Consider the following 23,429-nt stretch of genomic DNA (forward strand, 5'->3'; position numbering starts at 1 on the left):
ATGAGGGGAAGGTCATGCGGAAGGAATGGCGCCCGAAGCAGGACTCGAACCTGCAACCCACGGCTTCGAAGGCCGGTACTCTATCCAATTGAGCTATTCGGGCGCACCGCCGAGACGATAACACTCAAGGCGCCCCGCCGGCGAGCCGTTCGCTCGCTGCGGGCACCGATGGCCGGCTCAGCCGTGCGGCAAGAACCCTTTGGCGCTGGCGGCCATGCGGCGGTCGAGCAGGCGCTGCATGGGGGCGCTGGGCTTGTCGATCTTGTGGTAGAAGCGGCTCGCGGCGTAGCTCTGGTTGAAGGCGTCGAAGTAGTCGTCGAGCACCTCGGCGGCCACCGCGTCGCCGGTCTTGCGCAGCAGTTCGGCGGCGACCTCGGCGGTGCACAGGTGCGAGGCAGAGGCGGGCTTGCGCAGGCGGTAGCGGGTCAGGCGCTCGGTGTGCAGCGGCAGCACCGGCAGGCCGTCCAGATAGGGGCTCTTGCGGAAGATCCGCCGCGCCTGGCGCCAGGTGCCGTCGAGCAGAATGAATACGGGGATGAAGCCATCCTGCTTGACCCCGGCCACGGCGCGCTCGTCGACCACCCGATGCTGGTAGTCCGGCTGGTCGTCGGGAAAGATCACGAAGGGCACGTAGCGGCGGTCGGCGAGCAGTGCGAGCAGATCGGCGTCCGGCGCCGTGCGGTGCCAGTCGAAGACCCGGGTCTCCGGCAGCACGTCGGCGATCAGCCGCCCGGTGTTGGTCGGCTTGTTGTGCTCCAGCGGGTGCGTGAGCAGCCAGACCTGAGCGTCGCTGGTGGTGCTCACCCGGTAGGGGCAGAGACAGTTGAGCACCGGCAGGCGGCAGCCGTCGCAGCGCTCGACGAAGCTACCGCGGGCCTTGAACTCGCGCCGCGGCGGACGCGGGTGGCCAGTCGCCGGTTCCTGCGCATCCGGGGTCACTTCGGGGTCGTGCGCCGGGCGCGCCATCATGGTGTCGGCATCGTCTCGCATCGGGTGCCGCTCTCCTGCCAGTCTCAAAGGCCGCGCAGTCTATCACTTTGCGCGGCAGTCCAAACGCAGCAATCAAGGAAAGTTTGCCACCGCGGGCGACGACGTCGGACCGCAGCAGATGCGGCAGAGATGACTCGGCGCCGAGTTCAAGGGGTCGGGATGGTAAGCCCTTCGCGCGCCAGCACGCGGGCGACTGCTGGCCGGGCGAGCATGCGCCGGGCGTGATCACTCCAGGCGGGGAAGTCGCTGGCCATGTCGTAGCCGAGCGCGGCGCCGGCGCCCCACTGCCAGAAGACGAAGAGGTAGGGGTCGGCGACGCTGTAGCGCTCCCCCAGGGCCCAGGCGCCCGGACGCTCGGCCAGGCGCGCTTCGATCATCTCGAACAGCTCGCGGGTGCTGCGGCGGGCGGTCTCGACCACATCGGCCTTGGCCGCGTCACCCGTGGCATAGCGCTCGGGGCGGCGCACATGGGCGTAGACGGGGTGCACGCCGGAGCCGAGAAAGGCGAGCCATTCGGCGCAGCGGGCATCCTCCAGCAGCGTGCTCGGCCACAGCACCGACTCGGGGAAGCGCTGGGAGACATAGCGCAGGATCGCCGGATTCTCGGTGATCACCGTCTCCCCCACCGCCAGCGCGGGCACCCGCCCCTTGGGGTTGATGCGCAGATAGGCCGCCGAGCGCTGCTCGCCCGCCGCGGTGTCGATGCGCACCGCCTCGAACTCGGCACCCGCCTCTTCCAGCGCGATATGCGAGGCGAGCGAACAGGCGCCAGGGGCGTAGAAGAGTTTCAGATCCGCCATCTCGAGTATCTCCTTGCATGAGCCCGCGCCCCGAGCCGGATAGCCCGGGGCCTTGGTTATGGGTACGAAACCGCGTGGGGACGAACTGGCGCGAGTATGAAACCGCGCGAGGACGAGACCGTGTCAGGCGCTCAGCCCTGTGCGCGCTCGGCCTCTGGCTGCTTCGCCGCGGGCACCCCGCGCTGCTTCCAGTAGCCGGCGAGCAGCGAGCCGGAGACGTTGTGCCAGACCGAGAACAGCGCCCCGGGGAGTGCCGCACCGGCGGTGAAGAACTGGTTGGCCAGAGCCACCGCGAGCCCGGAGTTCTGCAGCCCGACCTCGAAGGCGATGGTGCGCGCGGTGCGGATATCGAAGCCCAGCGCGCGGCTCAGCCAGTAGCCGCCGGACAGCCCGATGGCGTTATGGGCGATCACCGCCAGCGCCACGATCGGCCCCAGGGTGGCCAGATTGCCGGCGTTGAGCGCGACCACGATGGCAATGATCATCACGATCGCCGCCATCGCCAGCGTCGCCAGGGCCGACTCGATCTTGCGGATGCGCGCGCCCAGCAGGTGGTGGAACAGTACGCCGAGGGCGATCGGGGCGATGACCAGCTGGGCGATGCTCAGCAGCATGCCGAGCACCGGCACATCGATGCTCTGGCCGACCAGCAGCCAGGTGATGAAGGGCGTGGCCACCACCGAGATCACCGTGGAGACCATGGTCATGGTCACCGAGAGCGCCACGTGCCCGCCGGCGAGCCAGGTCATGACGTTGGACGAGGTACCGCCGGCGGTGGCGCCGACCAGCACCATGCCGGTGGTGAGTTCTGGCCCCAGGCCGAGCACCCGGGAGACCAGCAGCGCAGCGAGCGGCATGATCAGAAACTGCAGGATGACCCCGACGGCGACCGGCTTGGGCGCCTTGACCACGCGGGCGAAGTCCTCGCGGGTCAAGGTCAGGCCCATGGCGAACATGATGACCACCAGCAGCATCTTGATGTCGGCCTTGAAGCCGACGAAGAGCTGCGGCTGGAAGGCAGCGAGGGTGGCCAGCAAGATGGCCCAGACCGGGAACAGCCGGTTGATGCGTTCGAACATGATGATGTGTCCTGGCGTTGAATGATCGTGACGGCCGCTGTGCGCGGCTCTTGGCGGCGTTTCGGGGCCTATGAGGGTGTTTACAAAATGCCTGCGCTCGACGATACGGCGTTGAAATCGACCTCAAAGTACTCATTTACACCCCGTAAACTCCGTCTCTTCGGCCGATTTCGCCTTGTCTCGCCTTCGCTCGTCGAATTTGTAAACACCCTCTATGTCTATTGTTCTGTTATTTCACTTCTGAACTGCTTAACTGCTTAGCCGGCTATCATGCCGCAAGGCTGGGAGGCGTGAAAGCCACCTATCGCAAGGCGACGCGCCCCCCCCTACTCGCCCTCTCTACTCGAAGCCCCACTCGACCCCGCTATTCGAACCCGCCCCGGGCCTTCCAGCGCGCCACCAGGGTCGGCACGCCCTGGCTGGCGGGTTCGGCGATGGGTGCCACGCCCGGCGGGGCGAGGTCGCGGGCCTGGGGGTCGATCAGCCAGCAGGGGACATCCAGCGGCGCCTGTTCGAGCAGGAGCGCCGCCGGCATCACCGCCAGCGAGGTGCCGACCACCAGCAGCGCGTCGGCCTCGGCGACGATATCGCAGGCCTCGGCGTAGCGCGGCACCGCCTCGCCGAACCAGACCACGTCCGGGCGTAGCTGGCTACCCTTGTCGCACAGGTCGCCCAGCGCGATGCCGCCGCGAGTGAGCGGATAGCGCAGCTTGTCATCCACCGAGGAGCGCGCCAGCAGAATCTCGCCATGCAGGTGCAGCACCTGGGTCGAGCCCGCGCGCTCGTGCAGGTCATCGATGTTCTGGGTGATCACATCGACCCGGAAGCCGGCCGCTTCCAGCTCGGCCAGCGCGCGATGGGCGGGGTTGGGCCGGGCGCGGCGGGTCTGCTGGCGACGCTCGTCGTAGAAGCGCAGGACGCTGGCCGGGTCGCGCGCCCAGGCCTCGGGCGTGGCGACATCCTCGACCCGATGGTTCTCCCACAGGCCGTCGCCGTCACGAAAGGTCTTGAGCCCACTCTCGGCGCTGATACCGGCACCGGTGAGCACGACGAGGTGGGGCATGCGAGTCTCGGTCATGGAAGATCCCTGGGGTGGCACATCGCTTGACTAGGGTTTGTACGAAAAGTCGGCGAGCGCAGGCAAGACAAGGCAAAAATCGACGAAAAAGCGGAGTTTACCGGGTGTAAATGAGCATTTTGAGACGATTTTTAACGCCGTATTGCCGAGGGCAGCCAGTTTTCGTACAGACCCTAAGGCACCCTAGCACGACACCGCCTTGGCGACACTTGAGATCACCCTGCCCAGACCCGACAATAGCGCCCCACGCCACGACCCCGACAGTTTCGATGACCGCCGCCACGCCGCCCCTTCGAGTGATCTATCGCGACGCCCAGATGATCGCGGTGGCCAAGCCGCCGGGCATGCTGGTGCATCGCACCGCCCTGGCCCGCGGCGAGACGCGCTTCGTGATGCAGACCCTGCGCGATCAGATCGGCCAGCACGTCTATCCGGTGCACCGGCTCGACCGCCCCACCGGCGGCGTGCTGGTGTTCGCCCTCGATAGCGAGGCCGCCGCCGCGTTGACCCAGGCGTTCACCGACAAGCGCGTGGACAAGCGCTATCTGGCGGTGGTGCGCGGTTGGGGGCCGGAGGCGCTGAGCGTCGATGCCCCGCTGCGCGAGGAGGACGGCATCCGGCCCAAGGCGGAGATGCCGGCCCAGCCGGCGCTGACCCACCTGCGCCGGCTCGCCTGCGTCGAGATTCCGGTGGCGATCGAGCGCTATCCGCAGTCGCGCTATGCGCTGATGGAAGCGCGCCCGGAGACCGGCCGGCGCCATCAGATTCGCCGCCATCTGGCGCGCTGCGGGCACCCGATCATCAACGATGCCAAGCATGGCAAGGGTATCCACAATCGCTACTTCCGCGACCATCTGGCGTGCCCGCATCTGCTGCTGCACGCCGCCGAGCTGCGCCTGTGGCACCCTTATGCCGAGCGCTGGCTGAGCCTGACCGCGGCGCCGGATGCCGCCTTCGCCGCGCTGCTGGCACGCTTCGGCTGGCAGGCCCATGTCGACAGCGACAGCGCGCGCTTCGATCTAGACGCTGGCATCGGCAGCGAAACCCACGCCACACCCCAGGCCGCGGCCACCGCCGCGACGCCGGCAGACCCCAACCCCGAGAGACCATGACCGACGACTACGACTTCCGCTTCGGCGGTATCCGCCGCCTCTACGGCACCCGCGCCGCCAACGCCTTCCGCCGCGCCCACGTGGTGGTGGTCGGGGTCGGCGGCGTGGGGAGCTGGAGCGCCGAGGCGCTGGCGCGCTCGGGGATCGGCAAGCTCACTCTGATCGATCTCGACGATGTCTGCGTCTCCAACGTCAATCGCCAGCTCCACGCCCTAGATGGCGAAATCGGCAAGCCCAAGGTGGCCGTGCTGGCCGAGCGCTGCCGCGCGATCTGGCCGGGTATCGAGGTGGTCGCCGACGAAGCCTTCATCACCCCGACCAATCTGGCCGAGCGCATCCCCACCGACGCCGACCACGTGATCGACGCCATCGACCACGTCGGCGCCAAAGCCGCGCTGATCCACTACTGCCAGCGGCGCAAGCTGGCGATCACAGTGACCGGCGGCGCCGGCGGCCAGAGCGACCCCAGCCGGATCCAGGTGGCGGATCTCACCCGCACCGAGCACGACCCGCTGCTGGCCAAGGTGCGCTCCAAACTGCGCCGGGATTACGGCTTCTCGCGCAACCCCAAGCGCCGCTTCGGCATCGAATGCGTCTACTCCGACGAACAACTGGTCTACCCTGGCAGCGATGGCGAGGTGTGCCAGCACAAGCCGGCACCGGGTCAGGCCACACGGCTGGACTGCGCCGCCGGCTTCGGCGCAGTGAGCGTGGTCACCGGCAGCTTCGGTTTCACCGCCGCCGCGCGGGTTCTCAGCCGCTTGGCGCGGCGCGCCCAGGCCGACACGCCAGACAGTACCTCGCCCGCTGCAACATCCACGCAGGAGTCCGCATCGCATGAGTGATTCGAGCTGCCCGGTTCCGGGCATCTACCGCCACTACAAGGGCCAGCTCTACGAGGTGCTGGATGTGGCCCAGCACAGCGAGAGTGAGGAGCGCCTGGTGATCTACCGCGCCCTCTACGGCGACTACGGCGTCTGGGCCCGGCCTCTGGAGATGTTCTGCGAGCAGGTCGACGTGAGCGGCGAGCCGGTGCCGCGCTTCGCCCTGGAGAAGGCGTTCCGCTGACCGATCGGTCAAGCCCTGACCGCATTTCTCATCCCGAGAGTGGCTGTCTGCGCGGCCCCATGACGGGTATAATGCGCCGCTTTCCAAACCGTATCTCGACGCCGCCTGACAACCCACAAGCCGCGGCGGTCGAGCCTTTCCCCCGGGAGGAAGCATGAGCGTACGCGTCGGCGTCATCATGGGGTCGAAGTCGGACTGGTCGACCCTTTGCCATACCGTCGAGACCCTGGAGCAGCTCGGTATCGAGCACGAAACCCAGGTGGTCTCCGCCCACCGCACCCCGGACCTGCTGTTCGAGTACGCCGAGACCGCGGCCGACCGGGGGCTCGAAGTGATCATCGCCGGCGCCGGCGGCGCCGCCCATCTTCCCGGCATGTGCGCGGCCAAGACCCGCCTGCCGGTGCTTGGCGTACCGGTCAAGTCGAGCACGCTTTCCGGGGTCGACTCGCTGCTCTCGATCGTGCAGATGCCGGCGGGCATCCCCACCGCCACGCTGGCGATCGGCCGCGCCGGGGCGATCAATGCCGCCCTGCTCGCCGCCGCCATGCTGGCCAATCACGACGAACGCATCCGCACCGCGCTGGAGGCCTACCGCGCCGAGCAGACGCGCAAGGTGCTCGAGTCCCCCGATCCGCGCCCCAGCGCCCCCGACCACGACCAGAGCGAGAGCTGATCATGCGAATCGGAATCGTCGGTGGCGGCCAGCTAGGCCGCATGCTCGCCCAGGCCGGCGCCCCGCTCGACCTGCGCTTCACCTTTCTCGACCCCGGCAGCGAGCCCTGCGCGGCGGCGCACGGCGAGCACCTGCAGGCCGACTGGCAGGACCCGGCAGCGCTCGCAGCGCTGACCGCGAACTGCGATGCGATCACCTTCGAGTTCGAGAACGTGCCGGCCGAGGCGGTCGCCCGTCTCGCCGAGCAGCGCCCGGCCTTCCCCCCGGCCCAGGCGCTCTCCACCGCCCGCGACCGCTGGCTGGAAAAATCGCTGTTCCGCGAGCTGGATATCGCCGTGCCGCCGATCGCGCGCATCGACAGCCAGGCCGATCTCGACGCCGCGGTGGCCGAGATCGGCCTGCCCGCGGTGGTCAAGACCCGCACCCTGGGTTATGACGGCAAGGGCCAGAAGGTGATGCGCGAGCCCGCCGACGTCAGTGGCACCTTCGCCGAACTCGGCGGCGTGCCGCTGATCCTCGAGGGCTTCATCGACTTCGATCACGAGATCTCGGTGATCGCGGTGCGCGCCCGGGACGGCGAGATCCGCCACTGGCCGGTAGTGCGCAACGCGCATCGTCAGGGCATTCTGCACTGCTCGGTACCGCAGGTGGCGCACCCGCTGCAGGCTCAGGCCGAGGATTACGCCAGCCGGGTGATGCGCGAGCTCGACTATGTCGGGGTGATGGCGTTCGAGTTCTTCGTCACCGACGCCGGCCTGCTGGCCAACGAGATCGCCCCGCGGGTGCACAACTCCGGCCACTGGAGCATCGAGGGCGCGGTCACCAGCCAGTTCGAGAACCACGTGCGCGCGGTGGCCGGGCTGCCGCTGGGCGAGACCGCCCGCCTGGCGCCCTGCGCCATGCTCAACGTGATCGGCGCCTTCCCCGAGCGCGACGCGGTACTCGCCGTGCCCGGCACGCGCTGGCACGACTACGGCAAGGCTCCCCGGCCGGGCCGCAAGATCGGTCATATCACGGTGCTCGCCGGCGACGACGAGACCCTGGCCGAGCGGGTCGCCGCGGTGGAGGCGCTGTTGGTCAACGATCTGGGCTAGGCACTGCCTGAACAGTACTGCGCTCGCCCATGCGGCGTTAAAAATCGGCTCACTGAACCGCGTTCAGAACGTCCGTAGGACGGCCCGAAGGGCGAGCGGAGCGAGTAATATGCTCATTTACACCCCGTAAACTGGAGCGCCAGCCCGGTCCGTTTTCGCCGATTTTTGCCTTAGCTGCGCGCCCCGGCCTGGCCTTCGCTCGTCGACTTTTCAGACAGCACCTAGGCTCCGTACGAAAACGAGTCGCCCCGCGGCACGCTCGAAAAACCTAAAAGGCCCCGCTGTCGATGACAGCGGGGCCTTTTGGGTTCCAGCTTCTTGCTGGCGCTGGCCGGGTCCGCTCAGACCCGGCCAGCGGAGCGCATTGAGCCTGCGCTCACTCCTTCTCGTCGCCGAACATGTGCTTCTGCAGATAGTTCTGGATGCCGACCTTGTCGATCAGGCCCAGCTCCGCTTCGAGCTTGTCGATATGCTCTTCTTCGTCGTCGAGGATCTTGATGAACAGATCGCGGCTGACGTAGTCACGCACGGATTCGCAGTAGGGGATCGCTTCCTGCAGGTCGGCACGCGCCTTGTGCTCGATCTTGAGATCGCTCTCCAGCATCTCCTTGGCATTCTCGCCGATGTTGAGCTTGCCCAGGTCCTGCAGGTTGGGGATGCCTTCGAGGAACAGGATGCGCTCGATCAGCTTGTCGGCGTGCTGCATCTCCTCGATCGACTCCTCGTACTCCCACTTGGCGAGCACGTTGAAGCCCCAGTCCTTGTACATCTTGCTGTGCAGGAAGTACTGGTTGATCGCCACCAGCTCGTTGCCGAGGACGGTGTTCAGATAGCTGATGACCTTCGGATCGCCTTTCATTGTCGTGTTCTCCTCATGGGTAACTGGCGTGGGGAAGCAGCGGGTGCTCCCTGACGGAGTACGCTACCACAAGGTGGCGCCGTTCCGATCCTGGCAGTATCCACAAGGCATCGAGAAATTACAACTATTACAGTGACTTACGAAATCATCGCATCTGCCAGCGATTGGCAGGTGAGAACGCGGCTGATAACGAGTCGCGCTGCACCGGGCGCAAAGCGCTGGCACACCGACTCGCCCGCCCTCAACAAGAATGGCGTCTCGGCCTACTCAGTGTGCAAGAGTAGGAAAAAGACGCTGTTATTGCGCTATAGATCAGGAGAAACGACTGTCGATGAGGGAAACGGAAAAATCTGGATGACCGGCGGGCAACACCCGCGGGGTATGACATCGTAAATACGTGACGTCATGAATGACGCCATAAAGAGATGACGTCAGACAGGGGGTGAAGCCAGTAAGGAGTGACGCAGGAAGAAAGTGGCGCGGGAGGATAAGGGGGCGCAGGCAGAAAAGGGGCGCTCACACCGCGTAGGCGAGATCCGGGTCGAAGCTCAACTGTTCGCTGATCGCATCACGCATCACGCGCTTGCCGGTGCAGGCGCACTTGCCGCACTGTCCGGCGCAGCCGGTGACTTCGCGCACTTCGCGCCAGCTGCGGGCGCCATCGCTCACGGCGCTTTCGATATCGCGGTCGGTGACACCCAGGCAGAGACAGACGTACACGGCAGATCCTCGCGCTCAACGTGATAGTGAATGTAAATGATTCGCATAGGCACTTTCAAGTCCGAATCACAATCATCTCGCTCACGTTAGTCACGCTTTCTTAGCACACGCTTAGCGCTCATTTCCGAACCTTCCGACGATGGGCGCCGGAGGCAGGGCAAAGCGAGGGTCTTTTCTAGCGGTCGTGAAACGCAAGACGCCGCACTCCAGGAGTGCGGCGTCGTTCTGATCATCATGTGAGCCGAGGCACGGCGGGGCTGGGATCAGCCGGTGCGGCGCAGCAGCCAGATGCCGAGCAGATAGCACACCGCGGTCGGCACCACCACCGCCAGCGCCGGGGAGAAGCCGAACAGCACCGACGCGGGGGCCAGCAGATCCTGCAGATACTTGAACGACAGCCCCACGATCACGCCGTAGAAGATCCGCGTGCCGGCGGCGACGCTGCGCAGCGGGCCGAACACGAACGAGGCCGCCAGCAGCACCAGCCCGGCCAGGGTGACCGGCAACAGGCTCTTCTGCCAGAAGTAGAGCAGCGGCTGGGTCGCCTCCTGCCCCTGGGAGCGCAGATAGCTGGCGTACTGCCACAGGCTGCTCATGCGCTGGCTGTTGAGCGGGCGCAGCAGGCGATTGAGCTGGGCCGGCGTGAGCTCGGTGTGCCAAGTCGCGGTGGGCTTCGACTCGACCCGGGTGCCGTCGGCGTCGAAGTAGGTGGTCTTGACGTTCTCCAGCGTCCACGCCTTGCCGTTCCATACCGCGCGCTGGGCCTCGGAGGCTTCCACCAGACGTTGGCCGTCGTACTCGTAGCGGCGCACGTTGATCACGGTGTCGTCGGCGCGGATGGTGCCGAAGCGGTAGAAGTTGTCGCCCTCGCGCTGCCAGCCGCCGCCGCGTTCGAGCACCGCGTCGGCGCCCTCGGACTGCTCCAGGCGCCAGGCCTCGGCGTGCTGCTCGGTGGCCGGGCTGACGAACTCGCCGATGCCCATGGTGATCAGGATCACCAGCAGCAGCGGCTTGAGCACCCCGACCAGGATACGCCCGAGCGAGCGCCCGGCGGCGCGCATCACGGTGAGTTCGTTGCTCGAGGCCATCGAGCCCAGCCCCACCAGCGCGCCGATCAGCACCGCCACCGGGGCGTATTCGTAGAAGCGCCAAGGCAGCCGCATCAATAGATAGAGCAGCACGTCGAAGGCGGAGTAGTTGCCGGAGACGTCACCCAGGTCGTTGATGTAGGAGATCACCAGATCGAGTCCCAGCACCATCACCTGCACCACCAGCATGGCGCCGAGGACGTTGCGCGCGATGTAACGGTCGAGACGGTCGAGCAGCATCAGCGGCCTCCTTGGCGCTGGTCGCGGCGCAGCAGCATCAGGCCGAGCAGCAGGTAAACGCCGTGGATCGGCCACATGCCGACGCTCGCCGGCAGGCTGCCGCGTGCGATCGCATCCTGGGCGGCGAGCAGCAGGCTCAGATAGCTGACATGCAGAAACAGTGCCGGCAACAGTTTGGCGAAGCGCCCCTGGCGCGGATTGACCCGCGACAGCGGCAGCGCCAGCAGGGTCAGGATCGGCACCATCAGCGGCATCGACAGGCGCCACTGCAGCTGCGCCATGGCCTCGCTGTCGCCCTGATCGATCAGCTTGCGGGTACTCATCAACTCGGTGTCGTCGCCGATATCGGTCTCGCCGTCGGTGGAGAGGCGCACCGCATAGCTGCCGAACGCAAGCCGCTCGGCCACCGGGCTACCCGGATCGACGCTGTAGCGCGTGCCGTTGGAGAGCACCAGGAAGCGGCTGCCGGTCTTGGGGTCGACGGTCTGGTAACCGCTCTCGGCGCGGGTCACCACCTGCTGGCCGCCATCGCTGCCCCTGCCCTGCTCGCTGATGAAGACGTCTTCCATGCGCGAGCGGTCATCGTTGAGCGCCTGGGTGTAGGCGGTACGGCCGCTGCCGAAGTCCTGGAAGCGCCCGGGGGTGAGCAGCGAGAAGTCGAGCTGGCTCTTCTGCTGCTCGATCAGACGCTCGTTGTGCAGCGCACCGTAAGGGGTCAGCCACAGGCTGCAGGCGCCGACCACCGCAGCAATCAGCAGCGCCGGCAGCAGCGTGACCTGGAGCAGGCGGCTGGGGCTCATGCCGCAGGCCACCAGCACGGTGATCTCGCTGTTGAGATAAAGCTGGCCATAGGCGAGCAGGATGGCGATGAAGAACGCCAGCGGCAGCACCAGCTCCATGAAGCTGGGCATGTGGAACAGCATCAGCGACCCCAGGGCGCTGAGCGGCAGCTCGCCCTGGGCGGCGTCGGTGAAGTAGCGGATGAACCGGCTGCCCATGATCACCAGCAGCAGTACGCCAGCGACCGCCGACATCGTCAGCAGGATCTCGCGGGTCAAATAGCGGAATACAATCAACATCGACTCCTGATCTGGCTTCCTGCCACCGCACGGCGTGCGTTCCGGCGGCGGGCGGGCTTGTGCATCGCCCCCCCGCTTTGCGTAAACTGAGGCGTCTTACGGGCTGCGCCTGCAACCCCGGGCGCAGCGCTGGGCCGCGACGAGCGGCACACCCCGGCGCGGCCCAGGCCATTATCCCGATTACCCGCGCACTTGTCTCGTTGCCGAGACCTGTGACGCGAAGCCAGCGCAATCGTTCATTGGAGACGACATGGAATTTTCCGTACTCAGCGTCAACCCGGCCAAGGTCGAGACCGCCTGTCTGGTGGTGCCGCTGTTCCAGGATGGCGAGCTGCTGCCCACCGCGGCCAAGCTGGACGACGCCAGCGAGCGGTTGATCGCGCAGCTGCTGGAGCGCGGTGACTTCACCCCCAATCTGGGCGACGTACAGCTGGTGCCATTCGCTCCGGGGCTCTCCGCCGAGCGCCTGCTGCTGGTGGGCCTGGGCGAGCGCACCAAGTTCAACGAGGGCGGCCTGCGCAAGGCGCTGGATGCGGCCTTCGACGCCGTCGCCAAGCTGCCGGTGGACAGCGTCGCGGTGGGCTTCAGCGATGCGGTCATCGCCGACCGTGATATCGCCTGGAACACCCAGATGACGCTGGATGCGGCGACCCAGGCGGTCTACCGCTTCAACGAATGCAAATCCACGCCGAGCCCGCTGCCGGCGCTGGCCCGGGTCGAACTGCTGATCGCCGACAGCGGCCAGAGCGAGGCCGCCGAGCGTGGCGCACGCATTGGCGCCGCCCTCGGCGACGGGGTCAACCTCGCGCGAACCCTGGGCAACCTGCCGGGCAATATCTGCACCCCCAGCTACCTCGCCGACCAGGCCGAGACGCTGGCCGGTGAAGCCGGCGGCAGCCTCGAGGTCGACGTACTCGATGAGGCCCAACTCGAAGCACTGGGCGCGCACTCCCTGCTCGCCGTGGGTCGTGGCAGCGCCGAACCCTCCAAGCTGATCGTGATGAAGTATCAGGGCGCGGCGGACCCCGAAGAGGCGCCCCACGTGCTGGTGGGCAAAGGCATCACCTTCGATACCGGCGGCATCTCGCTCAAGCCGGGCGCCGGCATGGACGAGATGAAGTTCGACATGTGCGGCGCGGCGAGCGTGTTCGGCACCATGAAGAGCGTGATCGCGCTCAAGCCCAAGCTCAACGTGATCGCCATCGTCGCCAGCGCCGAGAACATGCCGGACGGCCGCGCGATCAAGCCCGGCGATATCGTCAAGACGCTCAAGGGGCTCACCGTCGAGATCCTCAACACCGACGCCGAGGGGCGCCTGGTGCTGTGCGACGCCCTGACCTACGCCGAGCGCTTCCAGCCGGCCAGTGTGGTCGATATCGCCACCCTCACCGGCGCCTGCGTAATCGCCCTGGGCGACCACGCCAGCGGGCTCTTCTCCAACGACGACGATCTCGCCCTCGACCTGCTCGAAGCCGGCGAGACCGCCTGGGACCGCGCCTGGCACATGCCGCTGTGGGACGACTACCAGGCACAGCTGGAGTCCAACTTCGCCGATCTGGCCAATATCGGCGGGCGCCCGGCGGGCAGCATCACCGCCGCCTGTTTCCTCTCGCGCTTCGCCGACAGCTACCCCTGGGCGCATCTGGACATCGCCGGTACCGCCTGGCACAGCGGCAAGCAGAAAGGCGCCAGCGGGCGTCCGGTGGGCCTGCTCACGCGCTACCTGCTCGACCGCGAGAGCGAGCACGTGGTCACCGACGAGACCTGAGCGGCGCGTCTTTGAGCCCCAGGGGCGCCCGCCGCTGCTCACCGGTCGTGATCGACCGATGATCACGGACCGGTGACGACGCAGCGCTGAAGACCGGGACCCGCCGTGACGCCTCTCCGGGGCCTCACGGCGGGTTCTTTGACATCGATGAAAAGTGAATCAGGAGAGCCGTGGCATGTTCATCGTTTCACTCACCTACAAGGTGCCGCTCGAGCGTATCGAGCCGCATGTCGAGGGCCACATGGCGTGGCTCCATGACGCCTACGCCCAGGGGCTGCTGACCGCCTCCGGGCGCAAGGTGCCGCGCACCGGCGGCGTACTGCTCTCCCACGCCGAGCGCCCGGCGCTCGAGGCATGCCTGGACGCGGACCCGTTCAAGGCCCACGACCTCGCCGACTACGAAATCGTCGAGTGCGCCATCACCCTGACCGCCCCCGGCTTCGAAGCGCTCAAGGACTGAGCCGGCGACACCGTGGCCGCGGCGCCGATGCGGCCACGGCCCCTCTTCGCAGAATACGCTTTGCATGCTAATTTGACCCTTCCGCCAGCGCCGCCCCGCGTTGACGTCGCCGTCGCGGCGCGTCCTCGCCCAAGCGCGTCGTGCGGACCCACCGTCACCGATCGTATGCCCGCCGGCCGGCGCGCGAATGCCACCGCGCCGCCATCATCCGGGGCCGCCAGGAGAAGTCGCAGTGTCCACCTCAGGATTCGAAGTTCGCCTCTCGTCCAACCCGCTCGATGCCAACCTGCGCAACGAGATTCTCGCCAATCCGGGCTTCGGCCGCTTCTTCACCGATCACATGGTGCACGTACGCTGGACCAAGCAGGACGGCTGGCAGCGTGGCGAACTTCGCCCCTATGGGCCGCTGCTGATCGACCCCGCCTCGCCGGTACTGCACTACGGCCAGGAGATCTTCGAGGGCATCAAGGCCTACCGCCATGCCGACGGCTCGGTGTGGACATTCCGCCCGCAGAAGAACGCCGCGCGCTTCCGCGCTTCGGCGCGTCGCCTGGCGCTGCCGGAACTCGACGACGAGACCTTCCTCGGCTCCCTCGAAGCGCTGGTCTCCCAGGACGCCGCCTGGGTGCCGACGCCGCAGAACGACAGCGAAGAGTGCAGCCTCTACCTGCGCCCGTTCATGATCGGCAACGGCAAGTCGCTGGGCGTGAAGCCGGCCGCCGAGGTCGACTACTACCTGATCGCCTCGCCGGCGGCCTCCTACTTCAAGGGCGGCGGCAAGCCGGTCTCGATCTGGCTCTCCTCCCACTACAAGCGCGCCGCCCCCGGCGGGACCGGCTTCGCCAAGTGCGGTGGCAACTATGCCGCCTCGCTGCTGGCCCAGGCCGAAGCCGAGCAGCACGGCTGCGCCCAGGTCGCCTTCCTCGACGCCGCCGAGAACAAGTGGATCGAAGAGCTGGGCGGCATGAACCTGTTCTTCGTCTACCGTGACGGTCGACTGGTCACCCCGGCACTGAGCGGCACCATCCTCGAGGGCGTGACCCGCGATTCGATCCTCGAACTGGCACGCGATGCCGGCCTCACCCCGGAAGAGCGTCAGATCAGCATCGACGAGTGGCGCGACGGCGTCGCCAGCGGCGAGATCACCGAAGTGTTCGCCTGCGGCACCGCTGCGGTGATCACCCAGATCGGCGAGCTGGTGAGCGAGGACGAGCGCATCGCCACACCGCCGGTGAGCGGCGAAGCGGTCAGCACCCAGCTGCGCAAGCGCCTGCTCGACATCCAGTACGGCCGCAGCGAGGACACCCGTGGCTGGCTGGTGCGTCTGGCCTGATCGCGCCCTGGCGCGAAGCGGCCCGGGTATCCCCGTTGACCTGGGTACCCCTTTTGACTATCGCCAAGGCCTTCGAGGAGAGTCCCTATGTTCAGCCACATCATGATCGGCAGTAACGATATCGAGCGTGCCCAACGCTTCTACGACGAAGTGCTCGGCGTGATCGGCGCGTCCGCCGGCAAGCGCTACGAGCACGATGGTCTCCAGCGTGTGGCCTATCGCCATGGCGGCAACGTCTTCGTCGTCACCGAGCCGATCAATGGCGAGCCCGCCACCGTGGGCAACGGCGACACCCTGGGCTTTATCTGCAGCTCCCAGGAGCAGGCGCAGCGCTTCCACGACACCTCGGTCGCGCTGGGCGCCACCTCGGTCGAGGACGAGCCGGGTGTGCGCCAGACGCCGATGGGCGAACTCTTCCTCGCCTATGTGCGCGATCCCGATGGCCACAAGCTGTGCGCCATGTATCCGCTCGAACCCGCGGCCTGATAGGCTGCCTGTCGACGTCGCGCTCGGGCGCGGCGCCGACTCTCTCACCCTGTTATCGGAGGAGTGCATGAAACCAGTCATGATCGTGACCGGTGCCGGCCGCGGCATCGGCGCCGCCACCGCCCTCATGGCCGCCCAGAAGGGTTACGCCGTGGCGGTCAACTACCGCAGCGACAAGACCTCCGCGGACAAGGTGGTCGCCGAGATCGAAGCCGCCGGTGGCCGCGCCATCGCCGTCCAGGCCGACGTGGTCGACGAAGCCGCCATTGTCGCCATGTTCGAGACCGTCGACCGTGAACTGGGTCGGGTCGATGTGCTGGTCAACAACGCCGGGGTGGTCGATCAGATCAGCCGCGTCGACGAGATGAGCTTCGCGCGCGTCGATCGCATGATGAAGATCAACGTGGTCGGCCCCTTCGTCTGCGCCCGTGAAGCGGTCAAGCGCATGTCCACCCGTCATGGCGGCAACGGCGGTGCGATCATCAACGTCGGCTCTGCCGCCTCGCATCTCGGCGGTGCCGGCGAGTACGTCGACTACGCTGCCTCCAAGGGCGCCATCGACACCATGACCGAAGGTCTGGCCAAGGAGGTCGCCGGCGAGGGCATCCGCGTCAACACCGTGCGCCCCGGGGTGATCCGCACCACCATTCACGCCAGCGGCGGCAACCCGGACAAGCCCGATGTCGCCGGTGAGGTGATTCCGATGGGCCGGATCGGCGAACCGGAAGAGATCGCCAACGCGGTGCTGTGGCTGGCCGAAGCCGGGTTCACCACCGGGGCGTTGGTCGACGTCGACGGCGGCGTCTGAGGCAAGATCGGGCCGACGCCGGGATGGATGACGGCCGCGCGTCGGGCACCAGGCGCAGGCAGCAGATTTCCCGGGGTCGATCTCGGTTTGACACCCGCATCGATCCCGTGGATGACTAAAGCGCCATCGCCCTGGCAGGAGAAGCCCGCCATGCCCCTCGATATGTGGTGCGCCTTCGTCGCCGCATCGGCCCTGATGCTGGCCATTCCCGGTCCGACCATCCTGCTGGTGATCTCCCATGCACTGAATCATGGCCGCCGCGCCGGTGCCGCCACCGTGGGCGGCGTGGCGCTCGGCGACCTCACCGCCATGACGGCGTCCATGGCCGGCCTGGGGGCGCTGCTGGCTACCTCGGCCACGCTGTTCGGCGTGCTGAAGTGGATCGGAGCCGCCTATCTGATCTATCTGGGCGTCAAGGCATGGCGCGCGCCAGCAATGCCAATCGCCGATGAGATAGGGGATACCACGACCGGCTCCCAACCGGCCCGCGCCAGCCAGCGGCTTTTCTGGCACGCCTACGTGGTCACCGCACTCAACCCCAAAAGCCTCATTTTCTTCGTCGCGTTCGTGCCACAGTTCCTGACTCCGCATGCGCCGCTGCTGCCGCAGATCGCGCTGATGGAGGCGACCTTCGTCATCCTGGCCACGCTGAATGCGGCGCTCTATGGGTTACTCGCCGCAGCGGCGCGTGACAGAATCCGCAGCCCACGCGTTCAGCGCATCGCCAATCGCATCGGCGGCAGTCTGCTGATCGGCGCAGGCGGTGTCACCGGCATCTATCAACGGACCCAATGACAGACGGGCGCTCATGACCAAAGTCGACTTCTACATCCTTCAGGACACAACGCTGGAGGCGCGCTTCGATTTCGCCTGCCGCCTGGCGGAGACGATCTACCGCAAGGGGTATCGCCTACATGTGCATACCCAGGACGAAGCGATGGCGCGCCAGTTCGACGAGCACCTGTGGAAATTCCGCGACGAGAGCTATGTGCCCCATACAGTGGTAGGCGACGACGTGGGACCGGTGCCGCCGGTGAGCATCGGCTGGCAGGCCGCCCCGGAACCCGGCGTGCAGGCGCTGCTCAACCTGCACGACGACATCCCCGAATGGTTCTCCCGGGTCGAGCGCGTCGCCGAGATCATCAACCAGCACCAGGACGTGCTGCGCACCAAGCGCGCCTGCTGGAAGACCTACAAGGACCGCGGCTACCGGGTCGAAGCGCACAAGCTGTGAGCGCCTCGACACTCTCGACCGCAGGCGCAGCGGACCAGCCCCTGCGCCGATGCGAACCTGACGCGCTCGCCCCTCAGCAGGTATAATCCTCGCCATTTTCGTCACGCCGCTCGCGCCTCCGCGAGCGCCGCGTGCCCGCCACCGTTTGCCGAGTCAAGAAGCCGCCATGGACAAGACGTACCAACCCGATCAGATCGAAACCCGCTGGTATCAACGCTGGGAAGCGGATGGCCACTTCGCCCCCAGCGGTAAGGGCGAGCCGTTCTCGATCATGATCCCGCCGCCCAACGTCACCGGCAGCCTGCACATGGGTCACGCCTTCCAGGACACCATCATGGACACGCTGACCCGCTGGCGGCGGATGCGCGGCAACAACACCCTGTGGCAGGTGGGCACCGACCACGCCGGCATCGCCACTCAGATGCTGGTGGAGCGCAAGGTCGCCGCCGAGGAAGGCAAGAGCCGCCACGATCTGGGACGCGAGGCGTTCACCGACAAGATCTGGGAGTGGAAGGCAGAGTCCGGCGGCCATATCACGCGCCAGCTACGGCGCATGGGCGCCAGCGTCGACTGGAGCCGCGAACGCTTCACCATGGACGACGGCTTCTACCGGGCGGTGCAGGAAGTCTTCGTGCGTCTGCATGAAGAGAAGCTGATCTATCGCGGCAAGCGCCTGGTCAACTGGGACCCGACCCTGCACACCGCGATCTCCGACCTGGAGGTGGAGAATCGCGAGCAACAGGGCCAGTTCTGGCACTTCCGCTATCCGCTGGCCGACGGCGTCACCACCGTGGATGGCAAGGACTACGTGGTGGTCGCCACCACGCGTCCGGAAACCCTGCTGGGTGACACCGGCGTGGCGGTCAACCCGGAAGATCCGCGCTACGCCTCGCTGGTCGGCAAGTTCATCGAGCTGCCGCTGGTCGGCCGCCGCATCCCGGTGATCGCCGACGAGCACGCCGACATGGAGAAGGGCTCGGGCTGCGTCAAGATCACCCCGGCCCACGACTTCAACGACTACGAAGTCGGCAAGCGCCACGACCATGCGCTGATCAACGTCTTCTCCAAGGATGCCACCATCCTCGAGCGCGCCGAGGCGTTCGATCTCCAGGGCCAGCCGCGGGACGACGTCGATGTCAGCCTGCCCGCCGCCTATGCCGGGCTCGGCCGCTTCGAGGCGCGCGAGCGCATCGTCGCCGACATGGAGGCCGCCGGGCTGCTCGAACGGATCGAGACGATCAGCAACACCCTGCCCTATGGCGACCGCTCCGGCGACGTCATCGAGCCGCTGCTCACCGATCAGTGGTTCGTCGCCGTGGAGCAGCTGGCCAAGCCGGCCATCGCCGCGGTGGAGAACGGCGATATCCAGTTCGTGCCCAAGAACTACGAGAACATGTACTTCGCCTGGATGCGCGACCTGCAGGACTGGTGCATCTCGCGTCAGCTGTGGTGGGGCCACCGCATTCCGGCCTGGTACGACGCCGAAGGCAACGTCTATGTGGCCCGCAACGAGGAAGAGGCGCGCACCAAGCACGGCCTCGGCGCCGAGGTCGCGCTCACCCAGGACGAAGACGTACTGGATACCTGGTTCAGCTCGGGCCTGTGGACCTTCGGCACCCTGGGCTGGCCGGAAAAGACCCCGGAGCTGGCGACCTTTCACCCCACCAGCGTGCTGGTGACCGGCTTCGACATCATTTTCTTCTGGGTCGCCCGGATGATCATGATGACGCTGAAGTTCACCGACCAGGTGCCGTTCCAGACCGTCTACGTCCACGGCCTGGTGCGCGATAGCCAGGGCCAGAAGATGTCGAAGTCCAAGGGCAACGTGCTCGATCCGATCGATCTGATCGACGGTATCGACCTCGAAACCCTGGTGGCCAAGCGCACCGGCAACATGATGCAGCCGCAGAAGGCGCGCGCCATCGAGAAGGCGACCCGAGCCGAGTTCCCGGAGGGTATCGAGGCCCACGGCACCGACGCCCTGCGCTACACCTTCCTCTCGCTGGCCACCACCGGCCGCGACATCAAGTTCGACATGGGCCGTCTCGACGGCTATCGCAACTTCTGCAACAAGCTGTGGAACGCCTCGCGCTATGTGCTGATGAACGCCGAGGGCGAAGACGTCGGCCTCGACGACGCCCCGGTGGCGCTGTCGCTGGCCGACCGCTGGATCGTCTCGCGCCTGCAGCAGACCGCGGCCCAGGTCACCAGGGCGCTCGAGGAGTACCGCTTCGACCACGCCTCCCAGGCGCTCTACGACTTCGTCTGGAACGAGTACTGCGACTGGTACCTGGAGCTCTCCAAGCCGGTGCTGTGGGACGACGCCGCGGCGCCGGAAGCCAAGCGCGGCACCCGGCGTACCCTGGTGCGCGTACTGGAGACGGTGCTGCGTCTGGCGCACCCGATGATGCCGTTCATCAGTGAAGAGATCTGGCAGCGCGTAGCGCCGCTGGCCGGCACCGCCTCCGGCGACAGCGCCAGCCTGATGACCCAGCCGTGGCCGGAAACCGACACCTCGCCTATCGACGAGCAGGCGATCCGCGACATCGAGTGGCTCAAGGGTGTGATCGTCGCCGTGCGTAACATTCGCGCCGAGATGAACATCGCCCCCGGCAAGCCGCTGGAGGTGCTGCTGACCAAGGGCGACGCCGGCGACCGCGAGCGCCTCGAGGCCAATCGGCTGTTCCTGGCCAAGCTGGCCAAGCTGGCCAGCGCAGACTGGCTCGACGACCCGGCCCAGGCGCCGCTGGCTGCGACCCAGCTGGTGGGCGACATGGAAGTGCTGGTACCGATGGCCGACCTGATCGACAAGGAGGCCGAACTGACACGGCTGGCCAAGGAGATCGACAAGCAGGACAAGCTGATCGTCGGCATCGAGAAGAAGCTCTCCAACGACAGCTTCGTGGCCAAGGCACCGGAGGCGGTGGTCGAGAAGGAGCGCGGCAAGCTCAAGGAGTATCTGGCGGCGCGCCAGCATCTGGTCGAGCAGCGCAACAAGATCGCCGAACTCGACGGCTGATCGCCTCGCGCTGACCGACGGCCTGCAGTGACCCAAGCGGCCCCGCCATCTGGCGGGGCCGCTGGCTTTAGAGCCCATTTCCCAACCCTCTGACGATGGGCGCCGGGGGCAGGGCAAAGCGAGGGTCCTTTGCCAGGGATGGCAAAGGTAGCGCCAAGGAAGGGGGTCAAAGCGCCCTCGCGGCGCCCTGCCGCCGTATAAGCCCATGTCGGAAAGGCGTTCTTAGGGTGCCCTGAGTGCGGCTCTGTGGCGGCTTCGAGACTGCATGGCCGCAATGCCTGGCGCAGATGTCCAGCATCGGAAGATGACGCGAAGAAGTCTGCATGGTTAAGAAACATTGTTTCTTATGCCAGGCTTAACTTAAAATGACGGCCTTACCGCTTCTTGCAACGCCATCCGGCAAGGCTCGTTCATGACCCGTTCTCGTCTCGATCTCAAGCGCATCGTCGCTTTCAACGTCACCGGCCTGCTGCTGCTGTTGAGCTGGGCCTGGCCCCACGGCGTGCTGTGGAACGATCTCGACGACCGCATCTTCTGGTTCTTCAACGCCCTGATCACCCCCGAGCCCAACTGGTGGGACGACACCCTGGCGATCCTCAATCATCGCGCCTTCGACATGATCTCGCTGGCGATCATGGGCCTGCTGTTCCTGTGGGCCATGCGCCGCGATCCGCATCCTCAGCGCCTGACGCGCTGGATCGGCATCGGCGTGACCATGGTGCTCACCGCCGGCGTGCTGGCGCTGTTCACCAACAAGGGCATCAGCTATGGCCACCCCAGCCCGACCCGCTTCTTCGCCAACGCCATGCGCCTGACCGATGTGGTCTCGATTCCGACCAAGGATTCGGCATCGAACAGCTTCCCCGGCGACCACGGGCTGATGCTGATGGTGTTCGCCGGCTTCATGCTGCGCTTCGCCGCGCGCCGCATCGCCCTGCTCAGCGTGGCCTTCGTGGTGCTGCTGAGTGCACCGCGCATCATGGTCGGCGCGCACTGGTTCAGTGACGTCTACATGGGTGCGCTGAGCATCGCCCTGATCGCCCTGCCCTGGGTGCTGTGTACCCCGCTGGCGGCCGCTACCGCCAGCCGGATACAGCGCGCGCTGGCGCGCTGTCTGCCGCAACGTCTGCATCAGGGCTGAGCGGCCGGAGCGGCACACTCGAGACCTGTCGGGACGCTCCGCGCAGCGCGACGGACGTCTCGACCGCGCCTAGCCACTTTCCGACTGCAGCGCATCCTTCACCCCGCGCGACAGCCGCCCGGCATTGCGCGAGTTGGCGCTCTCGATATGCCCTTCGGACACCACCTGATTGCGCCCGGCCGACTTGGCGGCATACAGCCGCCGGTCGGCGAGTTCGATGATACTCTGCAGCTGCTCGCCCTCACCGGAACAGGCAACCCCCATCGACAACGTCACCGGCATCAGTTGGCCGCCGAACTGGCATGGGCGTCGCGCCAGCCGTATGCGGATGCGTTCGGCGACCGTCAGCGCCTCCGAGATGCTGGTTTCGGGCAGCAGCAGCAGGAACTCCTCGCCGCCGACACGGCCGACGTCATCCTCGCCCCGCAGTGCATCTCTGAGCACGCCGGCCAGATGGTGCAGTACCGCATCGCCCGCGGTATGCCCGAAGTTGTCGTTGATCTCCTTGAAATGATCGGCGTCCACCAGGATCATCGCGAACGCTGACTGCTGACGCCAGTAGGTCGAGGCCTTCTCGAAGATGGCGCGGCGATTGAGGACCAGGGTCAGTGAATCGTGCATGGCGTCGCGGCGATAGCGGTACTCGTGGCGGTCGGTGATCGTGAGCATGCGCAGCATCACCATGCACAGCATGGCGAAGACCGCGACCAGCACGAAATTCGTCAGCAGATGCCCCTGGAACCCCAGCGGTGGCGAGGCCGGCCCGGGCAGGTCCGCCACACCCAGCGCCAGCGCCGCCAGCCCGACGGTCAACAGCAGCTTGGTTCGCCGACGCAGATCGGCGAGCATCAGCTCCACTTCGGCGAACAGCAGGCAGTAGACGACGCTACTGGCGCTGCCCGTCACCCAAGCACCATAGATCAGCAGCAAGAGAAAGGCGCTCAGCTTCACCCCCAGCGCCAGCGCTACCCAGAGGTGGCGGTGCAGGCGCAGCGCCAGCACGTAAGCGAGCACACAGACGAGATTCAGATGCCCCAGCGTGCTGTAGCCGAGCAGATAGAGCGCGGGGGCGATGAGAACCTGCAGACACAGGGCCAGCAGATAGATTTCGGCCATGATCTCGAAACTGCGGCGGCGCTCTACCGGCAGGCTATCAGGGGGACGCGTGACGCGCCGCCAAAGATGAAAGAGATAGCGGCTAGGCATGGTGATAGGCTCGCAATCTTGTTATTGGCTCGGCGCGGGCACGGCGCGCGTCCGAAAATCGGTATCGGCCGAGTTTGAAGCGCGGGAACGTGAA

Annotated in this window: 23 protein-coding genes and 1 tRNA gene; 14 read left to right on the forward strand and 10 right to left on the reverse strand. The window is 66.6% G+C overall.

Translation table 11 applies throughout. The features are described from left to right. Window positions 1-26 precede the first annotated feature (26 nt). The 5 genes from ABV408_RS14020 to ABV408_RS14040 all read right to left on the reverse strand — a co-directional run bounded on the left by ABV408_RS14020 (window position 27) and on the right by ABV408_RS14040 (window position 3,947). Window positions 27-103: transfer RNA gene (locus ABV408_RS14020), tRNA-Arg, on the reverse strand. Between the two features lie 74 nt (window positions 104-177). Beyond that, the gene (locus tag ABV408_RS14025) at window positions 178-969 is read right to left on the reverse strand and encodes a tRNA-uridine aminocarboxypropyltransferase (RefSeq protein ID WP_405049946.1); all 792 of its coding nucleotides are present in this window, start codon (window positions 967-969) and stop codon (window positions 178-180) included. A 167-nt stretch (window positions 970-1,136) separates the two neighbouring features. Next, window positions 1,137-1,790 carry a glutathione binding-like protein gene (locus ABV408_RS14030; protein WP_353979531.1) on the reverse strand — a complete coding sequence of 218 codons (654 nt, stop codon included), beginning with the start codon at window positions 1,788-1,790 and terminating at the stop codon, window positions 1,137-1,139. Between the two features lie 131 nt (window positions 1,791-1,921). Next, window positions 1,922-2,869, reverse strand: a complete 948-nt coding sequence (locus ABV408_RS14035) for a bile acid:sodium symporter family protein (protein ID WP_405049916.1) — start codon at window positions 2,867-2,869, stop codon at window positions 1,922-1,924. Window positions 2,870-3,233: 364 nt separating this feature from the next. Next, window positions 3,234-3,947 carry an NAD-dependent deacylase gene (locus ABV408_RS14040; protein WP_353979532.1) on the reverse strand — a complete coding sequence of 238 codons (714 nt, stop codon included), beginning with the start codon at window positions 3,945-3,947 and terminating at the stop codon, window positions 3,234-3,236. 269 nt (window positions 3,948-4,216) lie between these two features. On the opposite strand from ABV408_RS14040, the gene ABV408_RS14045 reads away from it, so the two are divergent. From ABV408_RS14045 to ABV408_RS14065, 5 genes are all read left to right on the forward strand, one after another. Beyond that, on the forward strand, window positions 4,217-5,059 hold the full coding sequence (locus tag ABV408_RS14045) for a pseudouridine synthase (RefSeq protein ID WP_353979533.1): 843 nt from the start codon (window positions 4,217-4,219) through the stop codon (window positions 5,057-5,059). Beyond that, entirely contained in the window at window positions 5,056-5,904 is an 849-nt protein-coding gene (gene tcdA / locus ABV408_RS14050; protein WP_353979534.1) for a tRNA cyclic N6-threonylcarbamoyladenosine(37) synthase TcdA, read from the forward strand. Before ABV408_RS14045 ends, tcdA begins: the two co-directional genes overlap by 4 nt. Further along, window positions 5,897-6,127 carry a DUF1653 domain-containing protein gene (locus tag ABV408_RS14055; protein ID WP_353979535.1) on the forward strand — a complete coding sequence of 77 codons (231 nt, stop codon included), beginning with the start codon at window positions 5,897-5,899 and terminating at the stop codon, window positions 6,125-6,127. Before tcdA ends, ABV408_RS14055 begins: the two co-directional genes overlap by 8 nt. Window positions 6,128-6,281: 154 nt before the next feature. After that, window positions 6,282-6,800: a 5-(carboxyamino)imidazole ribonucleotide mutase gene (purE, locus tag ABV408_RS14060; RefSeq protein WP_035473996.1), complete on the forward strand. Its 519-nt coding sequence runs from the start codon at window positions 6,282-6,284 to the stop codon at window positions 6,798-6,800. Window positions 6,801-6,802: 2 nt separating this feature from the next. Next, window positions 6,803-7,894, forward strand: a complete 1,092-nt coding sequence (locus tag ABV408_RS14065; protein WP_353979536.1) for a 5-(carboxyamino)imidazole ribonucleotide synthase — start codon at window positions 6,803-6,805, stop codon at window positions 7,892-7,894. Between the two features lie 376 nt (window positions 7,895-8,270). Here ABV408_RS14065 and bfr read toward each other — a convergent pair whose 3' ends face one another. The 4 genes from bfr to lptF form a co-directional block, all read right to left on the reverse strand. Next, on the reverse strand, window positions 8,271-8,753 hold the full coding sequence (gene bfr, locus ABV408_RS14070) for a bacterioferritin (RefSeq protein ID WP_035474000.1): 483 nt from the start codon (window positions 8,751-8,753) through the stop codon (window positions 8,271-8,273). 516 nt (window positions 8,754-9,269) lie between these two features. After that, the gene (locus ABV408_RS14075; protein ID WP_035474002.1) at window positions 9,270-9,473 is read right to left on the reverse strand and encodes a (2Fe-2S)-binding protein; all 204 of its coding nucleotides are present in this window, start codon (window positions 9,471-9,473) and stop codon (window positions 9,270-9,272) included. 263 nt (window positions 9,474-9,736) lie between these two features. Then, window positions 9,737-10,801: an LPS export ABC transporter permease LptG gene (gene lptG, locus ABV408_RS14080; protein ID WP_353979537.1), complete on the reverse strand. Its 1,065-nt coding sequence runs from the start codon at window positions 10,799-10,801 to the stop codon at window positions 9,737-9,739. Beyond that, window positions 10,801-11,877, reverse strand: a complete 1,077-nt coding sequence (lptF, locus tag ABV408_RS14085; RefSeq protein WP_353982245.1) for an LPS export ABC transporter permease LptF — start codon at window positions 11,875-11,877, stop codon at window positions 10,801-10,803. Before lptF ends, lptG begins: the two co-directional genes overlap by 1 nt. Before the next feature lie 253 nt (window positions 11,878-12,130). Between lptF and ABV408_RS14090 the strand changes: the two genes are divergently transcribed. The 9 genes from ABV408_RS14090 to ABV408_RS14130 all read left to right on the forward strand — a co-directional run bounded on the left by ABV408_RS14090 (window position 12,131) and on the right by ABV408_RS14130 (window position 22,129). Beyond that, entirely contained in the window at window positions 12,131-13,648 is a 1,518-nt protein-coding gene (locus ABV408_RS14090) for a leucyl aminopeptidase (RefSeq protein ID WP_353979538.1), read from the forward strand. 175 nt (window positions 13,649-13,823) lie between these two features. After that, window positions 13,824-14,108: a YciI family protein gene (locus tag ABV408_RS14095; protein WP_353979539.1), complete on the forward strand. Its 285-nt coding sequence runs from the start codon at window positions 13,824-13,826 to the stop codon at window positions 14,106-14,108. Window positions 14,109-14,295: 187 nt separating this feature from the next. After that, on the forward strand, window positions 14,296-15,441 hold the full coding sequence (locus ABV408_RS14100; RefSeq protein ID WP_405049917.1) for a branched-chain amino acid aminotransferase: 1,146 nt from the start codon (window positions 14,296-14,298) through the stop codon (window positions 15,439-15,441). 87 nt (window positions 15,442-15,528) lie between these two features. Then, entirely contained in the window at window positions 15,529-15,927 is a 399-nt protein-coding gene (locus ABV408_RS14105) for a VOC family protein (RefSeq protein ID WP_353979541.1), read from the forward strand. 67 nt (window positions 15,928-15,994) lie between these two features. Further along, entirely contained in the window at window positions 15,995-16,735 is a 741-nt protein-coding gene (locus ABV408_RS14110) for an SDR family oxidoreductase (RefSeq protein WP_353979542.1), read from the forward strand. A gap of 87 nt (window positions 16,736-16,822) precedes the next feature. Next, entirely contained in the window at window positions 16,823-17,530 is a 708-nt protein-coding gene (locus ABV408_RS14115; protein ID WP_353979543.1) for a LysE family translocator, read from the forward strand. 13 nt (window positions 17,531-17,543) lie between these two features. Continuing rightward, window positions 17,544-17,969, forward strand: a complete 426-nt coding sequence (locus ABV408_RS14120) for a DNA polymerase III subunit chi (RefSeq protein ID WP_353979544.1) — start codon at window positions 17,544-17,546, stop codon at window positions 17,967-17,969. A gap of 166 nt (window positions 17,970-18,135) precedes the next feature. Beyond that, complete coding sequence (locus ABV408_RS14125) at window positions 18,136-20,988, forward strand: valine--tRNA ligase (RefSeq protein ID WP_353979545.1); 2,853 nt, start codon at window positions 18,136-18,138, stop codon at window positions 20,986-20,988. Between the two features lie 412 nt (window positions 20,989-21,400). Then, window positions 21,401-22,129 carry a phosphatase PAP2 family protein gene (locus tag ABV408_RS14130; protein WP_353979546.1) on the forward strand — a complete coding sequence of 243 codons (729 nt, stop codon included), beginning with the start codon at window positions 21,401-21,403 and terminating at the stop codon, window positions 22,127-22,129. 69 nt (window positions 22,130-22,198) lie between these two features. On the opposite strand, the gene ABV408_RS14135 is transcribed toward ABV408_RS14130, so the two are convergent. Beyond that, entirely contained in the window at window positions 22,199-23,245 is a 1,047-nt protein-coding gene (locus ABV408_RS14135; protein WP_353979547.1) for a GGDEF domain-containing protein, read from the reverse strand. Between the last annotated feature and the right edge of the window lie 184 nt (window positions 23,246-23,429).

This window comes from Salinicola endophyticus, from assembly GCF_040536835.1.
GTDB lineage: Bacteria > Pseudomonadota > Gammaproteobacteria > Pseudomonadales > Halomonadaceae > Salinicola > Salinicola endophyticus_A.

What these genes read in the sequence shown, in the direction of transcription:
- ABV408_RS14065 (WP_353979536.1), top strand. Translation starts at nt 6,803, where the DNA reads ATGCGAATCGGAATCGTCGGTGGCGGCCAGCTAGGCCGCATGCTCGCC.
- ABV408_RS14030 (WP_353979531.1), bottom strand. Translation starts at nt 1,790, where the DNA reads ATGGCGGATCTGAAACTCTTCTACGCCCCTGGCGCCTGTTCGCTCGCC.
- ABV408_RS14090 (WP_353979538.1), top strand. Translation starts at nt 12,131, where the DNA reads ATGGAATTTTCCGTACTCAGCGTCAACCCGGCCAAGGTCGAGACCGCC.
- ABV408_RS14135 (WP_353979547.1), bottom strand. Translation starts at nt 23,245, where the DNA reads ATGGCCGAAATCTATCTGCTGGCCCTGTGTCTGCAGGTTCTCATCGCC.
- ABV408_RS14040 (WP_353979532.1), bottom strand. Translation starts at nt 3,947, where the DNA reads ATGACCGAGACTCGCATGCCCCACCTCGTCGTGCTCACCGGTGCCGGT.
- tcdA (WP_353979534.1), top strand. Translation starts at nt 5,056, where the DNA reads ATGACCGACGACTACGACTTCCGCTTCGGCGGTATCCGCCGCCTCTAC.
- ABV408_RS14105 (WP_353979541.1), top strand. Translation starts at nt 15,529, where the DNA reads ATGTTCAGCCACATCATGATCGGCAGTAACGATATCGAGCGTGCCCAA.
- ABV408_RS14055 (WP_353979535.1), top strand. Translation starts at nt 5,897, where the DNA reads ATGAGTGATTCGAGCTGCCCGGTTCCGGGCATCTACCGCCACTACAAG.
- ABV408_RS14035 (WP_405049916.1), bottom strand. Translation starts at nt 2,869, where the DNA reads ATGTTCGAACGCATCAACCGGCTGTTCCCGGTCTGGGCCATCTTGCTG.
- bfr (WP_035474000.1), bottom strand. Translation starts at nt 8,753, where the DNA reads ATGAAAGGCGATCCGAAGGTCATCAGCTATCTGAACACCGTCCTCGGC.
- ABV408_RS14120 (WP_353979544.1), top strand. Translation starts at nt 17,544, where the DNA reads ATGACCAAAGTCGACTTCTACATCCTTCAGGACACAACGCTGGAGGCG.
- lptG (WP_353979537.1), bottom strand. Translation starts at nt 10,801, where the DNA reads ATGCTGCTCGACCGTCTCGACCGTTACATCGCGCGCAACGTCCTCGGC.
- ABV408_RS14100 (WP_405049917.1), top strand. Translation starts at nt 14,296, where the DNA reads ATGCCACCGCGCCGCCATCATCCGGGGCCGCCAGGAGAAGTCGCAGTG.
- ABV408_RS14045 (WP_353979533.1), top strand. Translation starts at nt 4,217, where the DNA reads ATGACCGCCGCCACGCCGCCCCTTCGAGTGATCTATCGCGACGCCCAG.
- purE (WP_035473996.1), top strand. Translation starts at nt 6,282, where the DNA reads ATGAGCGTACGCGTCGGCGTCATCATGGGGTCGAAGTCGGACTGGTCG.
- ABV408_RS14130 (WP_353979546.1), top strand. Translation starts at nt 21,401, where the DNA reads ATGACCCGTTCTCGTCTCGATCTCAAGCGCATCGTCGCTTTCAACGTC.
- ABV408_RS14110 (WP_353979542.1), top strand. Translation starts at nt 15,995, where the DNA reads ATGAAACCAGTCATGATCGTGACCGGTGCCGGCCGCGGCATCGGCGCC.
- ABV408_RS14095 (WP_353979539.1), top strand. Translation starts at nt 13,824, where the DNA reads ATGTTCATCGTTTCACTCACCTACAAGGTGCCGCTCGAGCGTATCGAG.
- ABV408_RS14125 (WP_353979545.1), top strand. Translation starts at nt 18,136, where the DNA reads ATGGACAAGACGTACCAACCCGATCAGATCGAAACCCGCTGGTATCAA.
- ABV408_RS14025 (WP_405049946.1), bottom strand. Translation starts at nt 969, where the DNA reads ATGATGGCGCGCCCGGCGCACGACCCCGAAGTGACCCCGGATGCGCAG.